The sequence below is a fragment of the Pararobbsia alpina genome (genome assembly GCF_902859895.1).
In the GTDB taxonomy this organism is placed as follows: Bacteria; Pseudomonadota; Gammaproteobacteria; order Burkholderiales; family Burkholderiaceae; genus Pararobbsia; species Pararobbsia alpina.
In genome coordinates, this window is record NZ_CADIKM010000003.1 from 84,955 (window position 1) to 101,667 (window position 16,713).

The window sequence follows — 16,713 nt, forward strand, 5'->3', positions numbered from 1 at the left end:
AAGCTTCGCTTCGCTTCTGCCCGTGTGCCGCCGTAAAGGCGCCCCGGCTGGCCCGGCCACCTAGGCGGCGACTGCGAAGTGCCGACGCGGTTCCGCTTGCCCATTGCGTTCATGCCGCTGAGAAAGACCCGCCGAACGAAACCCCGCCGCTGCTCGCCGTTGCACGCCACGCCGCTTTTCGCGGCGATCGTCGCGACAGCGAGCTGGTCGCCCCACGCGCATGCGCAGCTCAGCGCCAAGGCGGCGATCCCGACGCCGGTCGATTCGCCCTGGGGCCTGAAGCTCGCGCCTCAGGTCGAGGAACACCTACTCGGACCGGACGAGAAGCCGGCCCGGTTCACGATCTCGGACTACGCGGCCGGCACGCTCGACCAGGACATCTCACTGACCGGCAGTGCCGAAATCCGGAACACGACGACCGTCATCAAGGCGGAGAACCTTCACTACGATCAGGACACCGACCGCGCCGATGCGTATGGCAACGTCAGGCTGGTCAACAACGGCAACACCTTTACCGGGCCCGAAGCGCACCTGAAGGTCGAGGCGAACGAAGGCTTCATCCTGACGCCGACCTACCACTTCAACTCGACGAGCGGCAATGGCCACGCCCAGCAGGCCAACCTGCTCGACCCCGAACGGACCAAGATCGACCACGGCACCTATACCGCCTGCAAGTGCGCTGACGATCCGGCGTGGTATGTGTCGGCCAGTCAGGTCGATCTCGATTCAGGATCGAACTTGGGGGTTGCCCATAATGGGGTGCTGTTCTTCGAGCACGTGCCGATCTTCGCGAGCCCGATCATGACGTTTCCACTGACCGGCGATCGCCAGTCCGGCCTGCTGCCGCCAACGGTCGGGATCAGTTCGACCACCGGCCTGGACTATACGCAGCCGTACTACATCAATATCGCGCCGAACCGCGACCTGACGGTGGCACCGCGGATCATGACGGATCGCGGCGTGCAGCTTTCCGCGACCTATCGCTATCTGTCCCCGACTTATTCGGGGACCTTGACCGTCCAGGACCTGCCGCATGACATGCAGACCAAGACGAACCGGTGGGCAATCTATTTCAACCATACGCAGCAGCTTGGCGACGGCGTGAGCGTCTATGCGAATTACAACAAGGTCTCGGATGCCACCTATCCGGAAGATCTCGGATCGAACGACCTGTTCACGACCGGCACTCAGGTGCTGTACCAGCAGGAAGCGGGGCTGACCTACAACAAGGGCGACTGGTCGATTCTCGCGCGCGTGCAGAACTGGCAGACGCTGCCGCCGTCGACGGCGCCTTATGGCCGTGAGCCCCAGCTCAACGTCAAGTGGTCGAAGTACGACGTCGACGGCTTCGACTTCGGCGTGGAGGGCGATGCGACGCGCTTCACCGTCACGACGGGCGACATGACCGAGGGCGACCGGCTGTACCTGAACCCGTATCTCAGCTACTCGCTGATCGGGCCGGGATACTTCGTGATTCCGAAGATCCAGGAACACTTCACCGCCTACAACCTGACCTATATCGCGTCGACTGCGCCGGCGGGGCAGCCGCGCCAGTTGAGCTCGGCGATTCCTACGTTCAGCCTCGATTCGGGGCTCGTCTTCGAACGGCCGGTGCGCCTGTTCGGGATGGACTATATCCAGACGCTCGAGCCGCGCGCCTACTACGTCTACACGCCCTATCACAATCAGAACTTCCAGCCGCTGTTCGACACGGCCGAAGCCGACTTCGGGCTCGCGGAGATCTATACGGAAAACACCTTCGTCGGAAATGACCGGATCGCCGACGCCAACAAGGTGACGCTCGGCCTCACGACGCGCTTCATCAATGCGTCGACCGGCGATGAACGTGCGCGCTTCACGATTGCGCAGCAATACTATTTCCAGCAGCAGCGTGTGACCCTGGTGCCGGATGAGACGCTCGACTCAGCGAACCATTCCGACCTGCTGCTCGGGGCATCGATGAAGCTTGGCGCGACATTTGCGACGGGGGTGGCGTTCCAATATAACCAGAGCCTCAATGAGCTGATCCGTTCGAACATCGGTTTTGCGTGGAGCCCGGCGGAGCGCGAAGTGCTCAACGTCTCATACCGCTACACGCGCGCGACCGAAACGCTCGACAATGTGCCGATCAACCAGTTCGTGGTTTCCACACAATGGCCGATCACGGCCCATCTCTACGGGGTCGCGCGTGTGAACTACGACTTCATCGCGCACCAGGTCGTCGACGGTGTGATCGGCATGCAATACGACGCCGAATGCTGGACGCTCGGCCTCGCGGTCCAGCGCTATGCGAACGGCATCGAAACGACGGGTGTGCCCGGTACCGGGACGCGTATCCTTGCCCAACTGGAACTCAAGGGCTTTTCGAAGATTGATAACGGCCTGGTCGAGCAGTTCCGTGCGAGCGTGCCGGGCTACACGCCGACGCCGGGATTGCCGCCGCCCAATTCGCGCTTCACCAATTATGAATAGCACCGGCGCAGCCGCCTCGATGCGGTGAGTTCAATACGGGCTGGCCGCGCCGTCGAAATTGCAACCCTGCTGCGCGCCCCGAACGCGCGTCACGTCGAAACAGCATTAACACGGAGTCTTTGTTGGGAACTATGAAAACCGTAAAACCCGTTTGCTGGCGCCTGTCGACCGCGCTCGTCGTCCCGCTGCTCGCGCTGACCGCCCTGTTGTGCACCGTCCAGTCGGCCCGGGCACAAGCCCTCGATGGTGGCACGTCCGTCGACCCGGTCGACCGTGTGGCCGCGGTCGTGAACAATGGCGTGATCACGCAGCGCGAGCTCGACGACCGCACCGCCCTGATCCAGAACCGCCTCAAGCAGCAGAACAGCGCGCTGCCGCCCGAGGCCGATCTCAAGCGGCAGGTGCTCGACCAGATGGTGCTCGAGCGCATCCAGATCGAGAAGGCACAAGACGACGGCATCACGGTCGACGATGCGATGGTCCAGCGCACACTCGAGCGGCTTGCCGCAACGAACCACATGACGCTCGACCAGTATCGCGATCGCCTGACGGCGGAAGGGGTACCTTGGTCGACGTTCCAGCGCGACGCGCGCAACGAGCTGCTCCTGAGCCGGCTGCGCGAACGTGAAGTCGACAGCAAGGTCCAGGTCTCGGACACCGAAGTGGTTGCCTACCTCGCGAGCCAGCGCGGCCCGGGCGCACCGCAGAACGACCTGCATGTGCAACTGATCGAGTTCAAGGCGCCGGCCAGCCTGGCGCAGGGCGAACTCGACGCGATCCAGGCCAAGGCGCAGAGCGTGCTCCAGCAGGCCAGCGCTTCGGGCGCCAATTTCGGCAAGCTTGCGCAGCAGTATTCGCAGGCCGACGATGCCGCGAAGACGAGCGGAGACCTCGGCTTCAAGTCGCCGGGCTCGCTGCCCGACGAGGTCGTGGCTGCGACGTCGTCGTTGCGTCCGGGGCAGGTCGACACGGAGATCGTGAAGGGCGACGGCGTGCTCTATATCGTCAAGCTGGTCGATCGCCGACCTGCGCAGAGTTCGGGGGCCGACGCGCCGAAGATGGTGCAGACGCACGTGCAGCACATCCTGTTGCGCGTGGGCGGCAGCATGTCCGAGCCGGCGGCGCGCCAGCAGTTGCTGGACATCAAGCAGAAGCTTCTCGCGCATAACGGCGACTTCGCGACCTATGCGCGCACGTATTCGCAGGACGGGTCGGCCCAGCAAGGCGGCGACCTCGGCTGGATCAGCCCCGGCGAAACCGTACCCGACTTCGAGCGTGCGATGAACAACCTCAAGGTCGACGAGATCAGCGATCCCGTGCGTACCGAGTATGGCTATCACCTGATCCAAGTGCTCGGCCGCCGCGATGCGGATGTCAACGTCCAGAAGCAGCAGGATCTCGCACGCCAGGCCCTGGGCCAGCGCAAGGCCGAGCAGGCCTATTCAGACTGGCTGCGCGAGCTGCGTGATTCGTCGTATGTGCACTACGAGACGATGCCGAACGGCGCGAATTGAGACCTGCCTCCGGCATCGACGAGATGAACACGCACTGATGAACGCCCACTCGCTCCAGATCGCGATCACCACTGGCGAGCCCGCCGGTGTCGGTCCAGAACTGACTGTGCAGGCGCTGGCACATGGGCTTGGCGAGCCTGCTGCACAGCCGCGCTGGCCGGGTGTTCATTTCGTCGTGCTCGGCGATCGCGGCCTGCTCGAGGAGCGTGCCGCGCGGGTTGGCATCGACTTGCAGCCTCTGCTGGCGAGCGGTGCGGTCGGCATCGAACATCATCCGCTCGGGCGACCCGCCCAGGCTGGCACGCTCGATCCGGCCAATGGCCGCTATGTGCTCGACCTGCTCGATACCGCGATCGATGGAGCGCTCGACGGGCGCTTCGCGGCGCTCGTGACCGCGCCGCTCCAGAAAAGCACGATCAACGACGCGGGTGTGCCGTTCACCGGCCATACCGAATATCTTGCCGAGCGCACCGGTACGCCGCGCGTCGTCATGATGCTCGCGGGTTCGGGCGAGCATCCGCTGCGGGTGGCGCTCGCGACGACCCATCTGCCGCTCAAGGACGTTTCCGCGGCGCTGACGATCGACGGTCTCGTCGAAACGCTGACCATCATCGACCGTGACCTGCGCGCCTCATTCGGTCGTGAGGCACCCGCGATTCTCGTGACCGGTCTCAATCCGCATGCCGGCGAAAACGGCTATCTCGGCCGTGAGGAGATCGATGTGATCTCGCCCGCGCTCGAACGCGTGCGCGCGGCAGGCATCGATGCACGCGGCCCCTATCCCGCCGATACGTTGTTCCAGCCCCGCTACCTGCGCGATGCCGACTGCGTGCTCGCGATGTTCCACGACCAGGGCCTGCCGGTGCTCAAGTATGCGACCTTCGGCGAGGGCATCAACGTGACGCTCGGCCTGCCGATCGTCAGAACCTCGGTCGATCATGGCACCGCACTCGACCTGGCCGGTACGGGTCGGGCCGATTGCGGCAGCCTGATCGCTGCGATCGATGCGGCGGTTTCCATGGCGCGGCATCGTTCGCATTGCGCTTGATGGCCAGGGCATGGTGGCTCCGCTTGGTGGCTCCACTTGATGGCTCCACTTGAGTGAGCCGTACGAGCGACCCTTTTAATCAGACAGGCTGCGTGATCCCGCGCTGCCGTCGAGTGCGGCCCTGAGGGGCCGCGAGTCCGTCTATGATGAAGCTGAAATCCCACCAGGGCCACGTCGCGCGCAAGCGCTTCGGCCAGAACTTCCTGACCGATCACGGCATCATCGATTCGATCGTCGATGCGATCAACCCGCAGCCGCGCGACCGCATCGTCGAGATCGGCCCGGGTCTCGGTGCGCTGACGACGCCGCTCGCCGCGCGTGTCGAGCAGCTCCATGCGGTCGAACTCGATCGCGACCTGATCGCGCGTCTGACGCAGACCTTCGGCGACAGGCTCGTGCTCCACTCGGGCGATGCGCTCGCATTCGACTTCCGGCCACTCGCAGACGTCGTCGGCGCGGTGGGGCCGCGCAATCTGCGCATCGTCGGCAACCTCCCATACAATATTTCGAGCCCGCTGCTGTTTCACCTGACCGCCTTTGCCGATGTCGTGATCGACCAGCACTTCATGCTGCAGGACGAGGTGGTCGAGCGGATGGTCGCGGAGCCGGGGACCAAAGCCTTCAGCCGGCTGTCGGTGATGCTCCAGTACCGGTATTGGATGGACAAGCTGTTCGACGTGCCGCCCGAGTCGTTCGAGCCGCCACCGAAAGTCAATTCGGCGATCGTGAGGATGATTCCACGCAATGCCGACGAACTGGCCGACGTCGACGTGAAGGTGCTTGGCGAACTCGTGACCGCGGCATTCAGCCAGCGCCGCAAGATGCTGCGCAATACGCTGGGCGCCTATCGCGACCGAGTCGATTTCGAGGCGCTGGGGTTCGACCTCCAGCGTCGTGCCGAAGACGTGCCGGTCGATGAATATGTCCGTGTCGCACAAACACTGAAGTAGCGAACTCAGCGACCGCTCAATCGGCAAGCTCCGACGCTTCATCCTTCGGCGTCACGACGACCGTGCCGATGCGCGGCCCGATCAATTCCTTGACCGTGATCGTCGCGGCATCGAAGTCGACGACATGTCCGGGCAGGGGCAGCTCGCCGATCCGGTCGAGAATCATGCCGCCGACCGATTCGGCCCGTTGCTCTCCGAAGTGAACCCCGAGCTCGTGTTCGAGCGAAACGATCGTGAGGCTGGCCTGGCCCTCGACGCTGCCGTCGGGCAGCCTTTCCCATTCGACTTCGGTCGTGCGCACGTCATCCTTGATCTGTCCGACCAGGGCGCTGGCGAGATCGGCAAGCGTCACGAAGCCGATCGGCGCGAGTCCCGGGCGTCCGACCACGGCGAAGTGCGGCGCACCGCCCCGAAAAAGCCGCAGGAGTTCGAGCGCGGGCATCTCGGGCAAGGTGTGGAGCACCGGCCGCGCCAGCGCGCGCAGACCCCCGTCGCGCGCGGCATCGACATGCGCGAACAGCACGTCTTTCAAATCGATCATGCCGATCACCGAATCGCCGTCTTCGCCGTAGAGCGGATAGCGGCTATAGCGCTTTTCGCGCGCGACGCGCATGACCGTCTCGAGTGTGTCGTCGACCTCGAAGCCGACCGCGTCGCGCAGCGGCCGCATCAGGTCGCTTGAACTCAGCTTGCCGAATTCGAGCGAATGCGAGAGCGTGTTCCATTCGTCGCGCGTGAACTGCCGCGGCGGCCGGCTGCCGCGCAGGATCAGACGGATCTCGTCTTCGCCATAAGGCGTATCGGCATGGCCGCTGTCCGCGAGGCCGAGCAGCCGGAGGATTCCGTTTGCGCTCATATTGAGCAGCGCGATCGCCGGGTACATGAGCCAGTAGAACAGGTAAAGCGGCGCCGCCGTTATCAGGCCCGCGCGCTCGGGCATGCGGATCGCGAGCGACTTCGGTGCGAGTTCGCCCGCGACGATATGCAGGAACGAGATCAGCACGAACGCGAGCACCAGCGAGATCGTGCCGCCGAACCGGGGCTGGACGTCCAGCGCGCTGAACACCGGCTCGAGCAGATGCGCAAAGGCGGGTTCGCCAAGCCAGCCAAGGCCGAGCGAGGCGAGCGTGATGCCGAGCTGACAGGCCGACAGATAGGTATCGAGACGGCTGTGCACGCGCCGTAGCAGCCGGCCGCGCCAGCCGTGCTGCTTGGCAATCGCGGCGACACGCGTGCCGCGAAGCTTGACGAGCGCGAACTCGGCGGCAACAAAAAAGCCGTTCAGCAATACCAGAAGTAGTGCCGCGGCCAGCGATAGAAGAGTATCCATTCAGGTCTGGCGTGGCCCGGTGTGGTCAGAGTGCGGGAAGCAGTTCGGGCGGATGATTCTTGAGCGTGTGACGTGCCTCGCGAAATTCCGGGAAGATCGATGCGACCGTTTCCCAGAAGCGCGCACTATGGTTCATTTCGCGCAGATGAGCGAGCTCGTGCGCGACGACGTAGTCGATGATCGACATCGGAAAATGGATCAGCCGCCAGTTGAGCCGGATCCTGCCGTCACTCGTGCAACTGCCCCAGCGTGTCGCGGCCGACGACAGGCCGAACTTCTCATAGCGCACACCCAGTCGCTGCGCATAGTGATCGAGCCGCGGTCCGAAGATCCGCTTGGCCTCGCTTTGCAGCCAACTCTGCACCCGGTCCTTGACCTGTTGCGCATCGATGCTGACCGGCAGGCCGAGCTCGAGCAGGCCCGAGCTTTCATCGAAGCACAGGCTGCCCGATGCAGAGCTCACGGCGACCCGGATCGTCTTGCCGAGATAGGGCAGTTCGGCGCCGTCGATCCAGTCGATATCAGGCAGGGCGCGGCGTTCGGCACGGCCCTGCCATTCCGTGAGCTTGCTGATGATCCAGTTCTGCTTGTCCGAAATCGCCGTCTCGATATCGTGAAGCGTGACCCAGCGCGGCGAGGTGACCGTCAGGCCGCTGCCGTCGATCACGAAGCCGATCGTACGGCGCGCCGAGCGCTTGAGCCGGTAGGGCAGCACATGCTGGCCGAGCACGAGATGGCGCAGGCGCGATCCATCGGGCAGCGTGGTGGGCGCCGGCACGCGCGGCTGGGCGGGCGGTGGCGTGTCACGCGCCAGCGGGGGCCAGGGTGAAGCAGGAGACGACGAGGGCGATGATGCAGGGGGTGATGAAGGGGGCAGCAGGTCCGGTCCGTCGAACAACGGCAGGTCGAGTTGCCGGGTGTCGAGCGCTGCGGTGCGCGGTGAGGGGGCCTGAGGCATCTTAAGCGGTACTCCGGGACGCCCGTGTCGATATCGCGGCGGGCGCAGTCTGCGTTGGAGGCAAGTGTAGACGATTTATGAAAAAGGGGGGCCATGAGCCGGGTATCACCATGCGGCAAGCTGCCGTGACGGGTCCGCCGGCCTCCCCGGTCAAGCGTATAGGCGATTGAGCGTCTACGCTCCGGCTCCCGAGTCTCCAGCTGCCCGCGTGCGTGCGCGGCGCGGCGCGCTGCCTTTCGCATCGGGTACATAGGGGCCGTCATACGCGTTTGGATCGAGGCGGCGCATCTCGGTCTCGATCCATGCCTCGACTTCGCGGTTCACTTCGTCGATCGAACGGCCGGCGGTCGGGATCGGCTTGCCGATCGAAACCGTCACGAGACCGGGGTACTTGATCCACGCATGCCGGGGCCAGACATGCCCCGCGTTGTGCGCGATCGGCACGATCGGCGCTTCGGCGCCGACCGCGAAGCGCGTGCCGCCGCTCTTGTATTTGCCCTGCTGCCCGACCGGAATCCGCGTACCTTCGGGGAACATGATGACCCATGACCGGTCGGCGAGCCGCGCGCGGCCCTGCCGGAGCACCGAGGCGAATGCGGCGTTGCCCTGCTTGCGGTCGATCTTGATCATCTTGAGCATGCCCAGGGCCCAGCCGAAGAAGGGCACATAGACCAGCTCGCGCTTGAATACGAAGCACAGCGGCTTGGGCATCAGCGCGGGCAGTGCGATCGTCTCCCAGGCCGACTGGTGCTTGACGAGCAGCACGGCCGGTCCGTCGGGCAGGTTCTCGCGGCCCTCGACGCGGTAGTCGATGCCGTTGAGCCGACGCAGCACGCCAACCGTGACCTTGCACCATCCCGCCGCGACCCAGTAGCGCCGGTGCGCGTTCAGGAACGGAAAGCTCAGGAAACAGAAGATCGCATACGGCACCGTGAACACGGCGAAGTAGAGCAGTGCGAGGACCGAGGTCACGCGCATCATCAGCGTTACTTGACGCTCACGCATGTTTTTCCTCGCGCAACCAGTAGCGCGCAAACGCGAGCAGGTTCTCATGCACGATCGTGCCTTCGGGCATGCCGCCGGCATCCATCGTCGAACGCCCCTTGCCGGTCAGCACGAGATGGGTCGGAAAGCCTTCGGCCGCGCCGGCCTGCAGGTCGCGCAGCGAGTCGCCGACCACGGGCGTATGGGCGCGATCGATATCGAAGCGCTCGGCGATCATCTTGAGCATGCCCGAACGTGGCTTGCGGCAGTCGCACTGGTCCTGCTTGGTGTGCGGGCAGAAGAAGACCGCATCGATGCGTCCGCCGACCGTTGCGAGCGCCGTATGCATCTTATGGTGCATCGCGTTGAGCGCGGCCATGTCGAACAGGCCGCGACCGATGCCCGACTGGTTCGAGGCGACCACCACGCGATAGCCCGCCTGGTTGAGCAGCGCGATCGCCTCGAGGCTGCCCTCGATCGCGACCCACTCGTCGGGCGACTTGATGAACTGGTCCGAGTCGACGTTGATCACGCCGTCGCGGTCGAGCACGATGAGCTTGCGTGCGACGGTCATCAGGCGGCCAGCTTCGAGATGTCGGCGACGCAGTTCATCTGCGTGTGCAATTGCGAGAGCAGCGCGAGCCGGTTCGTGCGTAGGGCCGCATCGTCCGCATTGACCATCACATCGTTGAAGAAGGTGTCGACGGGGTTGCGCAGGCTGGCGAGCGCGGTCAGCGCGCCCGCATACTCGCGCGCGGCGAGTTGCGTCTGCACCATCGGCGCGACGCTCGACAGCTTGTCGTAAAGCGCGCGCTCGGCCGTTTCGCCGAGCAGGCTCGCGTCGACCGTGCCCGTCGAATCCTCCGACTTCTTGAGGATATTCGAGATCCGCTTGTTCGCGGCGGCAAGCGCATCGGCTTCGGGCAAGGCCGCGAAGGCGCGTACCGCGTCGAGCCGCGCGACGATGTCGTCGATGCGAGTCGGCTGTTGGCTGACCACGGCCTCGATCTCGTTGGCGCTGTAGCCGCGCTCGCGCAGCAGACCGCGCAGGCGATCGAGCAGGAAGGTGTAGATCGCCTCGACCGAATCGGCCACATGCGGCTGCGTCGCGAACTGTGCGTAGCTCAGTTGCAGAAGCTGCCGGATATCGAGCGGCAGCGTGTTCTCGAGCAGGATCCGCAGCACGCCGAGCGCATGGCGGCGCAACGCGAACGGGTCTTTCTCGCCGGTCGGGGCGAGGCCGATGCCCCAGATGCCGGTCAGCGTCTCGAGCTTGTCGGCGAGCGCGACGACGGTGCCGGTCTGCGTCCTGGGCAGCGCATCACCCGCATAGCGCGGCTGGTAGTGTTCCGCGCAGGCCTGTGCGACGTCCTCGGGTTCGCCGTCGTGCAGGGCGTAGTAGCGGCCCATCGTGCCCTGGAGCTCGGGAAACTCGCCGACCATGTCGGTCAGCTGGTCGGCTTTCGCGAGGTGGGCGGCGCGCTTGGCGAGCTCCAGGTCGGCCGCCATCAGCGGCGCGATCGTCGCGGCGAGCGCTTCGATGCGCTGGACGCGCTGGAGCTGCGAGCCTAGTTTGTTGTGATAAACGACGTTCTTGAGCAGCGGTACGCGCTCGGCAAGCGTCTTCTTCTTGTCCTGCTCGAAAAAGAACTTCGCATCGGCGAGCCGCGGCCGTACGACACGTTCATTGCCTTGGACGATATCGCGCGGGGTATCGGTCGCGAGATTCGAGACGATCAGGAAGCGCGAGCGCAGCTTGCCGCCCGCGTCGGTCAGCGCGAAATACTTCTGGTTGGTCTGCATCGTCAGGATCAGGCATTCCTGCGGCACGGCGAGGAAGCTTTCGTCGAACGCGCACTCATAGACGACCGGCCATTCGACGAGCGAATTGACCTCGTCGAGCAGGGCGTCGGGCATCACGGCCTGGTCGCCGGCGGCCTTCGCGAGGAGCGCGGCGCGGATCTGCTCGCGACGGCGCGTGTAGCTCGCGACCACACTGCCTTGCTGCGCGAGTTGCGTCTCGTAGTCGTCCGCCTTGGCGATTTCAATCGTGCCCTTGGACAGGAAACGATGGCCGAGCGTGGTGCGGCCCGCCGTCAGACCGAGTGCGCGGACCGGTACCACCGCATCGCCGTGCAGTGCGACAAGGCGGTGGGCGGGGCGCACGAACTGCACGTCTTCGCCGTCCGGGCGCTGGTACTTCATGACCTTCGGGATCGGCAACTTGGCGATCGTTTCGTCGAGCGCGGCCTGGAGTCCTTCGGCAAGGGAGGCGCCGGGCGCCGTGTAGCTCAGGAAAAAGGCCTCGGCCTTGCCGTCCTGCGCACGTTCGAGATCGGCGAGCGTCAACTCGGCAAAGCCGAGTGCGGCGAGCTTCTTGGCGAGCGGCGCGGTGGGATTGCCTTGCGCGTCGAGCGCGACCGAGACCGGCAGGACCTTTTCGCGGATCGCGCGCGCGGCGGCCACACTGCGCACGCCCTTGACGAGCACGGCGAGCCGGCGTGGCGTGGCAAAGGCCTCGAATGCTTCGGACAGTGCCGCGCCGGCGCGCTCACCTTCGAGCAGGCCGCGTGCGGCGAGACGTTCGGCGAGACCCTGCGCGAACGCGTCGGACAGGCGCGCGAGCGCCTTGGGGGGGAGTTCCTCGGTCAGCAGTTCGACGAGCAGCGAGGCGGTGGAGTGTTCAGTCATGGTGCTCAGCGTGGCGGTGTCGGGTACGGGTCAGGCGGCCGAAGAAGACGCAGACGGGGCGGAGGCATGGGCGGGCGTCGCGCGTTGTGTCGCGCCCGCGCCATGCAGCATCGGAAAACCGAGCCGTTCGCGCGATTCGAAATAAGCCTGCGCGACCAGCCGCGACAGGTTCCGGATCCTGCCGATATAGGCGGCCCGTTCGGTGACGGAGATCGCACCGCGTGCGTCGAGCAGATTGAAAGTGTGAGCCGCCTTGAGAATCATTTCGTAGGCCGGCAGGGCAAGCTGTGCTTCGAGCAGACGCTTGGCTTCGCTCTCGTAATTCGTGAAGAAGCCGAACAGCATGTCGGCGTTCGCGTGCTCGAAGTTGTAGGTCGATTGTTCGACCTCGTTCTGGTGATAGACGTCGCCATAAGTCAGCACGCGGCGCTCGCCGTTTTCTTCCCATTCGGTCCAGATCAAGTCGTAGACATTCTCGACGCGCTGAAGGTACATCGCGAGTCGTTCGAGGCCATACGTGATCTCGCCGAGCACCGGCTTGCAGTCGATCCCGCCGACCTGCTGGAAGTAGGTGAACTGCGTGACCTCCATGCCGTTGAGCCAGACTTCCCAGCCCAGGCCCCAGGCACCGAGTGTGGGGTTTTCCCAGTCGTCCTCGACAAAGCGCACGTCGTTTTGCTTCAGATCGAAGCCAAGCGCCTCGAGCGAGCCCAGATAGAGATCGAGGATGTCTTCGGGCGCGGGCTTGAGCACGACCTGATACTGGTAGTAATGCTGGAGGCGGTTCGGGTTTTCGCCGTAACGGCCGTCCTTGGGGCGCCGTGACGGCTGCACATAGGCCGCGCGCCAGGGCTCCGGGCCGATCGCGCGCAGGAAGGTCGCGGTATGCGAGGTGCCCGCGCCGACTTCCATGTCATACGGCTGCAGCAGCGCGCAGCCTTGCGCATCCCAGTAGGCCTGGAGCTTGAGAATGATTTGCTGAAAGGTGAGCATCGTGTGTTCTGTACTGTCGTCCCGCGGGAGACGGGCCATGCGCCGGTGCCGCGCGTGAGCCGCAGCACTGGTCCGATAAGCGAAACGCTGAATTTTACCCGGAGTTGGGCGCGAAGCCGCATTTCGGGCGCGCGACGGCTATCCGGTCCGGCTTGCGTCGTATCGCATTCATCGCTTGAGCATGGCGCGCCGGGTCCGGGTCGGGTTCCGGACCCGGCATGCCGCGCTCAGTGTGTCTGTTCTGATACCGACGCGGATTCCGGCGCCGGCCACCGTGCGGCGCGGCGATTGCGCCAGACGAGCGCGAGCAGCAGCACAAGGGACGCCGTCACGATCGGCCAGTTGCCGAACAGGATGTAGGGCGTCACGCCATCCATGCCCTGCACGGTGCCCGTCAGCGAGCCGACCGTGAACGGCTGGAGGCTGCCGGCGACCGTGCCGTTCGCCTCGATCATCGCGGTGATCCCGGTGTTGGTCGAACGCAGCATCGGCCGCCCGGTTTCGATCGCGCGCATGCGCGCCATCTGCAGATGCTGGGGTAGGGCGATCGTGTTGCCGAACCAGCCGAGATTGCTCGTATTGACGAGGACGCCGGCGCGCGGCGTCTGATGGCGCAGCGTGTGCGCGATCTCCTCGCCGAAGATGTCCTCGTAGCAGATGTCGGGCGCGACCGCCGTGCCCTTGACCTCGAACGGCGGCTGCGCGGGCGCGCCGCGATCGAAGTCCCCGAGCGGGATGTTCATCAGCCGGACGAACCAGTGAAAGCCCTGCGGCACGAATTCGCCAAACGGCACGAGATGGTGCTTGTCGTATTGGTAGACATGCCGTTGGCCCGGTGTCAGGCCGTAGAGGCTGTTGGTGAATTGCCTCGGGCCCTGGTTCGTCATGACATCGCCGACCGCGCCGAACAGGATCGCCGACTGCGTGCGGTCAGCATATTGACGGATCGTTTGAGCGAAGGCGTCGGGCACGTCCTGGATCAGCAGCGGGATCGCGGTCTCGGGGGTCACGATCAGGTCGGCCGGGCTGCCGGTGATGAGTTCCTGGTACAGGGCAATCGATGCGTCGACACCCGTTTGTGAGAACTTCATGTCCTGTTTGACATTGCCCTGGAGCAGCCGGACACGTACTGGCTGGCCGGACGGGTGAGTCCACGACACGCTTTCGCCGACGATGCCCGCGACGAGCACGAGCAAGGCGAGGATCATGGGGGCGAGCCGTGAGCGTGAAGGACGCGGCGCCTTGCGACGGTCCGCCACGGCGGCAACCGGGGCGGAATGCGCCGGCGATGCCGGCGTGGCGATCGTCATGCTGTACGGCGAGGCGGCTGCCTTGCGCGCTCGCCGGGCGGCCATGGAACGAGACTCGCGCGGCGCGGGGTCGGGCAGCATTCGCCAGCCGAGCACGGTCTGTACGAGCAGCGCACCGACCAGCGCGACCGTGAAGCCGACGCCGTAGACGCCGACCATCGGCGCGAAGCCCGCGAGCGGGCCATCGACTTGGGGATAACCGCTGGCGAGCCACGGAAAGCCCGTGAACACCAGCCCGCGCAGCCATTCGCCAAGCGTCCATGCAGCCGCGAACGCGAAGCTCGAGCGCCAGCCGATACCGCCCACGACGCGGTACCAGATGGCGCCCGCGAGCGCGGGGTAGATTGCGAGATACAAGGTGAACAGTACGACCGCCGCACCCGCGAGCGGCGCGGCCATGCCACCGTAGTCGTGCATGCTCACATAGAGCCACCAGACTCCGCTCACATAGTTGCCGAAGCCGAACGCGCCAAGCCGTAGCGCGGCTCCGCGCGTGCTGCGCGAAGCTTGCAGAACGATGAACAGCGCGACGATGACGAGCAGTTCGAGCCAGCCGCCACCGGGTGTCGGCGCAAACGAAAAGGTATTGAGCACGCCGAGCAGCGCGGCGCAGGCGAAGGGCATCCAGCCTGAGCTCAGCACCTGCATGCCTCCCTCGGCGGTGAGATCAGAGGTCGTCGTCGGTTGCATCGGCGGCCCGGTTGTTTTGCACCAGCTCGCGGCGGACCAGTAGCATATGGATCTGTCGCGCGTCGCCGCGCAGGATTTCGAACGAAAGGTTGTCGATGCGGACCTTTTCACCGCGATGCGGCACGCGGCCGAAGCGATGCGTGACGAGGCCACCGATCGTATCGACTTCATCGTCGCTGTAGTGCGTGCCGAACACCTCGTTGAACTGAGCGATCTCGGTCAACGCGCGCACGCGGTGCGCGCCATTAGGTGCGGCGATGATGTTGTCTTCTTCTTCGTCGAAGTCGTATTCGTCCTCGATATCGCCGACGATCTGTTCGAGCACGTCTTCGATCGTGATGAGGCCTGCGACGCCGCCGTACTCGTCGACGACGATCGCGATATGGTTGCGGTTCACGCGGAAGTCGTGCAGCAGGACGTTGAGCCGCTTCGATTCGGGAATGAACACCGCGGGACGCAGCATGCCGCGCACGTCGAATTCGTCTTCCGCGTAGTAGCGCAGCAGGTCCTTTGCAAGCAGGATGCCGATCACGTTGTCGCGATTGCCGTCGAACACCGGGTAGCGCGAGTGCGCTTTTTCGAGCACGTACGGGATGAACTCCTCGGGCGTGTCGACGATGTTGATCGTGTCCATCTGTGCGCGCGGCACCATGATGTCGCGCGCGCAGAGTTCGGCGACCTGGAACACACCTTCGATCATCGACAGGGAGTCGGCGTCGATCAGGTTACGGCCGTGCGCATCCTGCAGGACTTCGAGCAGTTCGGCACGCGATTCAGGTTCGGGGGAGATGAGGTCGGTCAGGCGTTCGAGCAGCGAACGCGGTTTTTCGTTTGATCGTCGACTAGGGGGGTGAGGGTCGTTCATGTCTCGGCGTCCCGGGCGGGCCGGCGCGCTGTGGCGGAATGCACAGCATACACCATGGACATCACGTCAAATTGCGCTGCGCCGGAACCCACGGCTTCCTGAAGAGGGGGGCGCCTTGCCTGTGGCCCCGCAGTTTCAGGGGTTTTAGGCGTTTCCTATTGTTTGGTACAGCTTGCGCGACTTTCCTGCTTTTTTCGCATTTCCGTTCACGACCCACACCGCCGCAGCAAGTCTTCGAGCGCGCGGTCGGGCATGCCGCTCTCGCGCAGCGCGGCAACGGTGCGGGTCACGTAATCGTAGGTGGTGCCGTAGCGGCCGCTCGCGCATTGCATCACATGGCGGATCAGTTCGTCTGGCAGCTTGCCCGTGTAGGTCAGCGCCTCGCGCCGCATCACGAACGACAGTGCCGATACGCGCCGGCCATCATCGAGCGAGCACGGCAGCCACGCGGGGCGATATGAACCCATGGCCATCTCACGTTGCCAGAGCGCTTCCAGATGCGCTCGCGCGCCGGGCGTGGCAAGCCGGAACGCGACGCCGGGGCAGGAGCCGCCGCGATCCAGGGCCAGCACGAGGCCCGGTGTTTCGGGTGTGCCGCGGTTCACGCGCGACCACAGATAGAGGCCACGGTGATAGCCATGTATCCGGGCGCGGACGCTTTCGATGGCCGGCATGCCGGGGTTCCAGATCAGCGAACCATAGCCGAACAGCCAGAGATCGGCGACACCATCCTGGCAGGCCAGTGTCTGCTCGAGCGACAGCCGGAGTTCGTCGTCCGTCAGGTAGCGCGCTTCGCCGAGCGCAGGCGGATAGCCGGGATAAGCCGAAAGACCGGATGCGTTGGCGCTGCTGCCGGCATTGGGTCGCTCATTGGGCGCGAGAGGTTCACCAGCATGGGAACGAGCGGA

At 65.0% G+C, this 16,713-nt stretch carries 13 protein-coding genes; 4 read left to right on the plus strand and 9 right to left on the minus strand.

From position 1 onward, the window contains the following. Positions 1–111 precede the first annotated feature (111 nt). From HV670_RS04450 to rsmA, 4 genes are all read left to right on the plus strand, one after another. Complete coding sequence (locus tag HV670_RS04450; RefSeq protein WP_175103657.1) at positions 112–2,472, plus strand: LPS-assembly protein LptD; 2,361 nt, start codon at positions 112–114, stop codon at positions 2,470–2,472. Positions 2,473–2,603: 131 nt separating this feature from the next. Next, positions 2,604–3,986: a peptidylprolyl isomerase gene (locus HV670_RS04455; protein WP_175103442.1), complete on the plus strand. Its 1,383-nt coding sequence runs from the start codon at positions 2,604–2,606 to the stop codon at positions 3,984–3,986. 37 nt (positions 3,987–4,023) lie between these two features. Further along, the gene (pdxA, locus tag HV670_RS04460) at positions 4,024–5,034 is read left to right on the plus strand and encodes a 4-hydroxythreonine-4-phosphate dehydrogenase PdxA (protein ID WP_175103443.1); all 1,011 of its coding nucleotides are present in this window, start codon (positions 4,024–4,026) and stop codon (positions 5,032–5,034) included. Between the two features lie 146 nt (positions 5,035–5,180). Next, entirely contained in the window at positions 5,181–5,984 is an 804-nt protein-coding gene (rsmA, locus tag HV670_RS04465) for a 16S rRNA (adenine(1518)-N(6)/adenine(1519)-N(6))-dimethyltransferase RsmA (protein WP_425511387.1), read from the plus strand. A gap of 16 nt (positions 5,985–6,000) precedes the next feature. Here the strand turns inward: rsmA and HV670_RS04470 are convergent, their stop codons facing one another. From HV670_RS04470 to HV670_RS04510, 9 genes are all read right to left on the minus strand, one after another. After that, positions 6,001–7,314 (minus strand): hemolysin family protein, encoded by a 1,314-nt coding sequence (locus HV670_RS04470; protein WP_175103445.1) that lies wholly within the window; start codon positions 7,312–7,314, stop codon positions 6,001–6,003. Positions 7,315–7,339: 25 nt separating this feature from the next. Further along, complete coding sequence (locus HV670_RS04475) at positions 7,340–8,272, minus strand: M48 family metallopeptidase (RefSeq protein ID WP_175103446.1); 933 nt, start codon at positions 8,270–8,272, stop codon at positions 7,340–7,342. A 174-nt stretch (positions 8,273–8,446) separates the two neighbouring features. Beyond that, the gene (locus HV670_RS04480) at positions 8,447–9,253 is read right to left on the minus strand and encodes a lysophospholipid acyltransferase family protein (RefSeq protein WP_175103658.1); all 807 of its coding nucleotides are present in this window, start codon (positions 9,251–9,253) and stop codon (positions 8,447–8,449) included. 16 nt (positions 9,254–9,269) lie between these two features. Then, a complete protein-coding gene (gene gmhB / locus HV670_RS04485) occupies positions 9,270–9,830 on the minus strand; it encodes a D-glycero-beta-D-manno-heptose 1,7-bisphosphate 7-phosphatase (protein ID WP_175103447.1) in 561 nt (186 codons plus the stop codon). Then, the gene (glyS, locus tag HV670_RS04490; protein WP_175103448.1) at positions 9,830–11,947 is read right to left on the minus strand and encodes a glycine--tRNA ligase subunit beta; all 2,118 of its coding nucleotides are present in this window, start codon (positions 11,945–11,947) and stop codon (positions 9,830–9,832) included. The genes gmhB and glyS overlap by 1 nt, the downstream gene beginning before the upstream one ends. A 30-nt stretch (positions 11,948–11,977) precedes the next feature. Next, positions 11,978–12,940 (minus strand): glycine--tRNA ligase subunit alpha, encoded by a 963-nt coding sequence (gene glyQ / locus HV670_RS04495; protein WP_175103659.1) that lies wholly within the window; start codon positions 12,938–12,940, stop codon positions 11,978–11,980. A 227-nt stretch (positions 12,941–13,167) separates the two neighbouring features. After that, entirely contained in the window at positions 13,168–14,898 is a 1,731-nt protein-coding gene (gene lnt / locus HV670_RS04500; RefSeq protein WP_246257024.1) for an apolipoprotein N-acyltransferase, read from the minus strand. Positions 14,899–14,917: 19 nt separating this feature from the next. Beyond that, positions 14,918–15,805: a CorC family transporter gene (locus tag HV670_RS04505; RefSeq protein WP_175103450.1), complete on the minus strand. Its 888-nt coding sequence runs from the start codon at positions 15,803–15,805 to the stop codon at positions 14,918–14,920. 206 nt (positions 15,806–16,011) lie between these two features. Next, positions 16,012–16,587, minus strand: coding sequence for a gamma-glutamylcyclotransferase (locus HV670_RS04510; RefSeq protein WP_246257027.1), 576 nt, complete (start codon positions 16,585–16,587; stop codon positions 16,012–16,014). Positions 16,588–16,713: the final 126 nt, after the last annotated feature.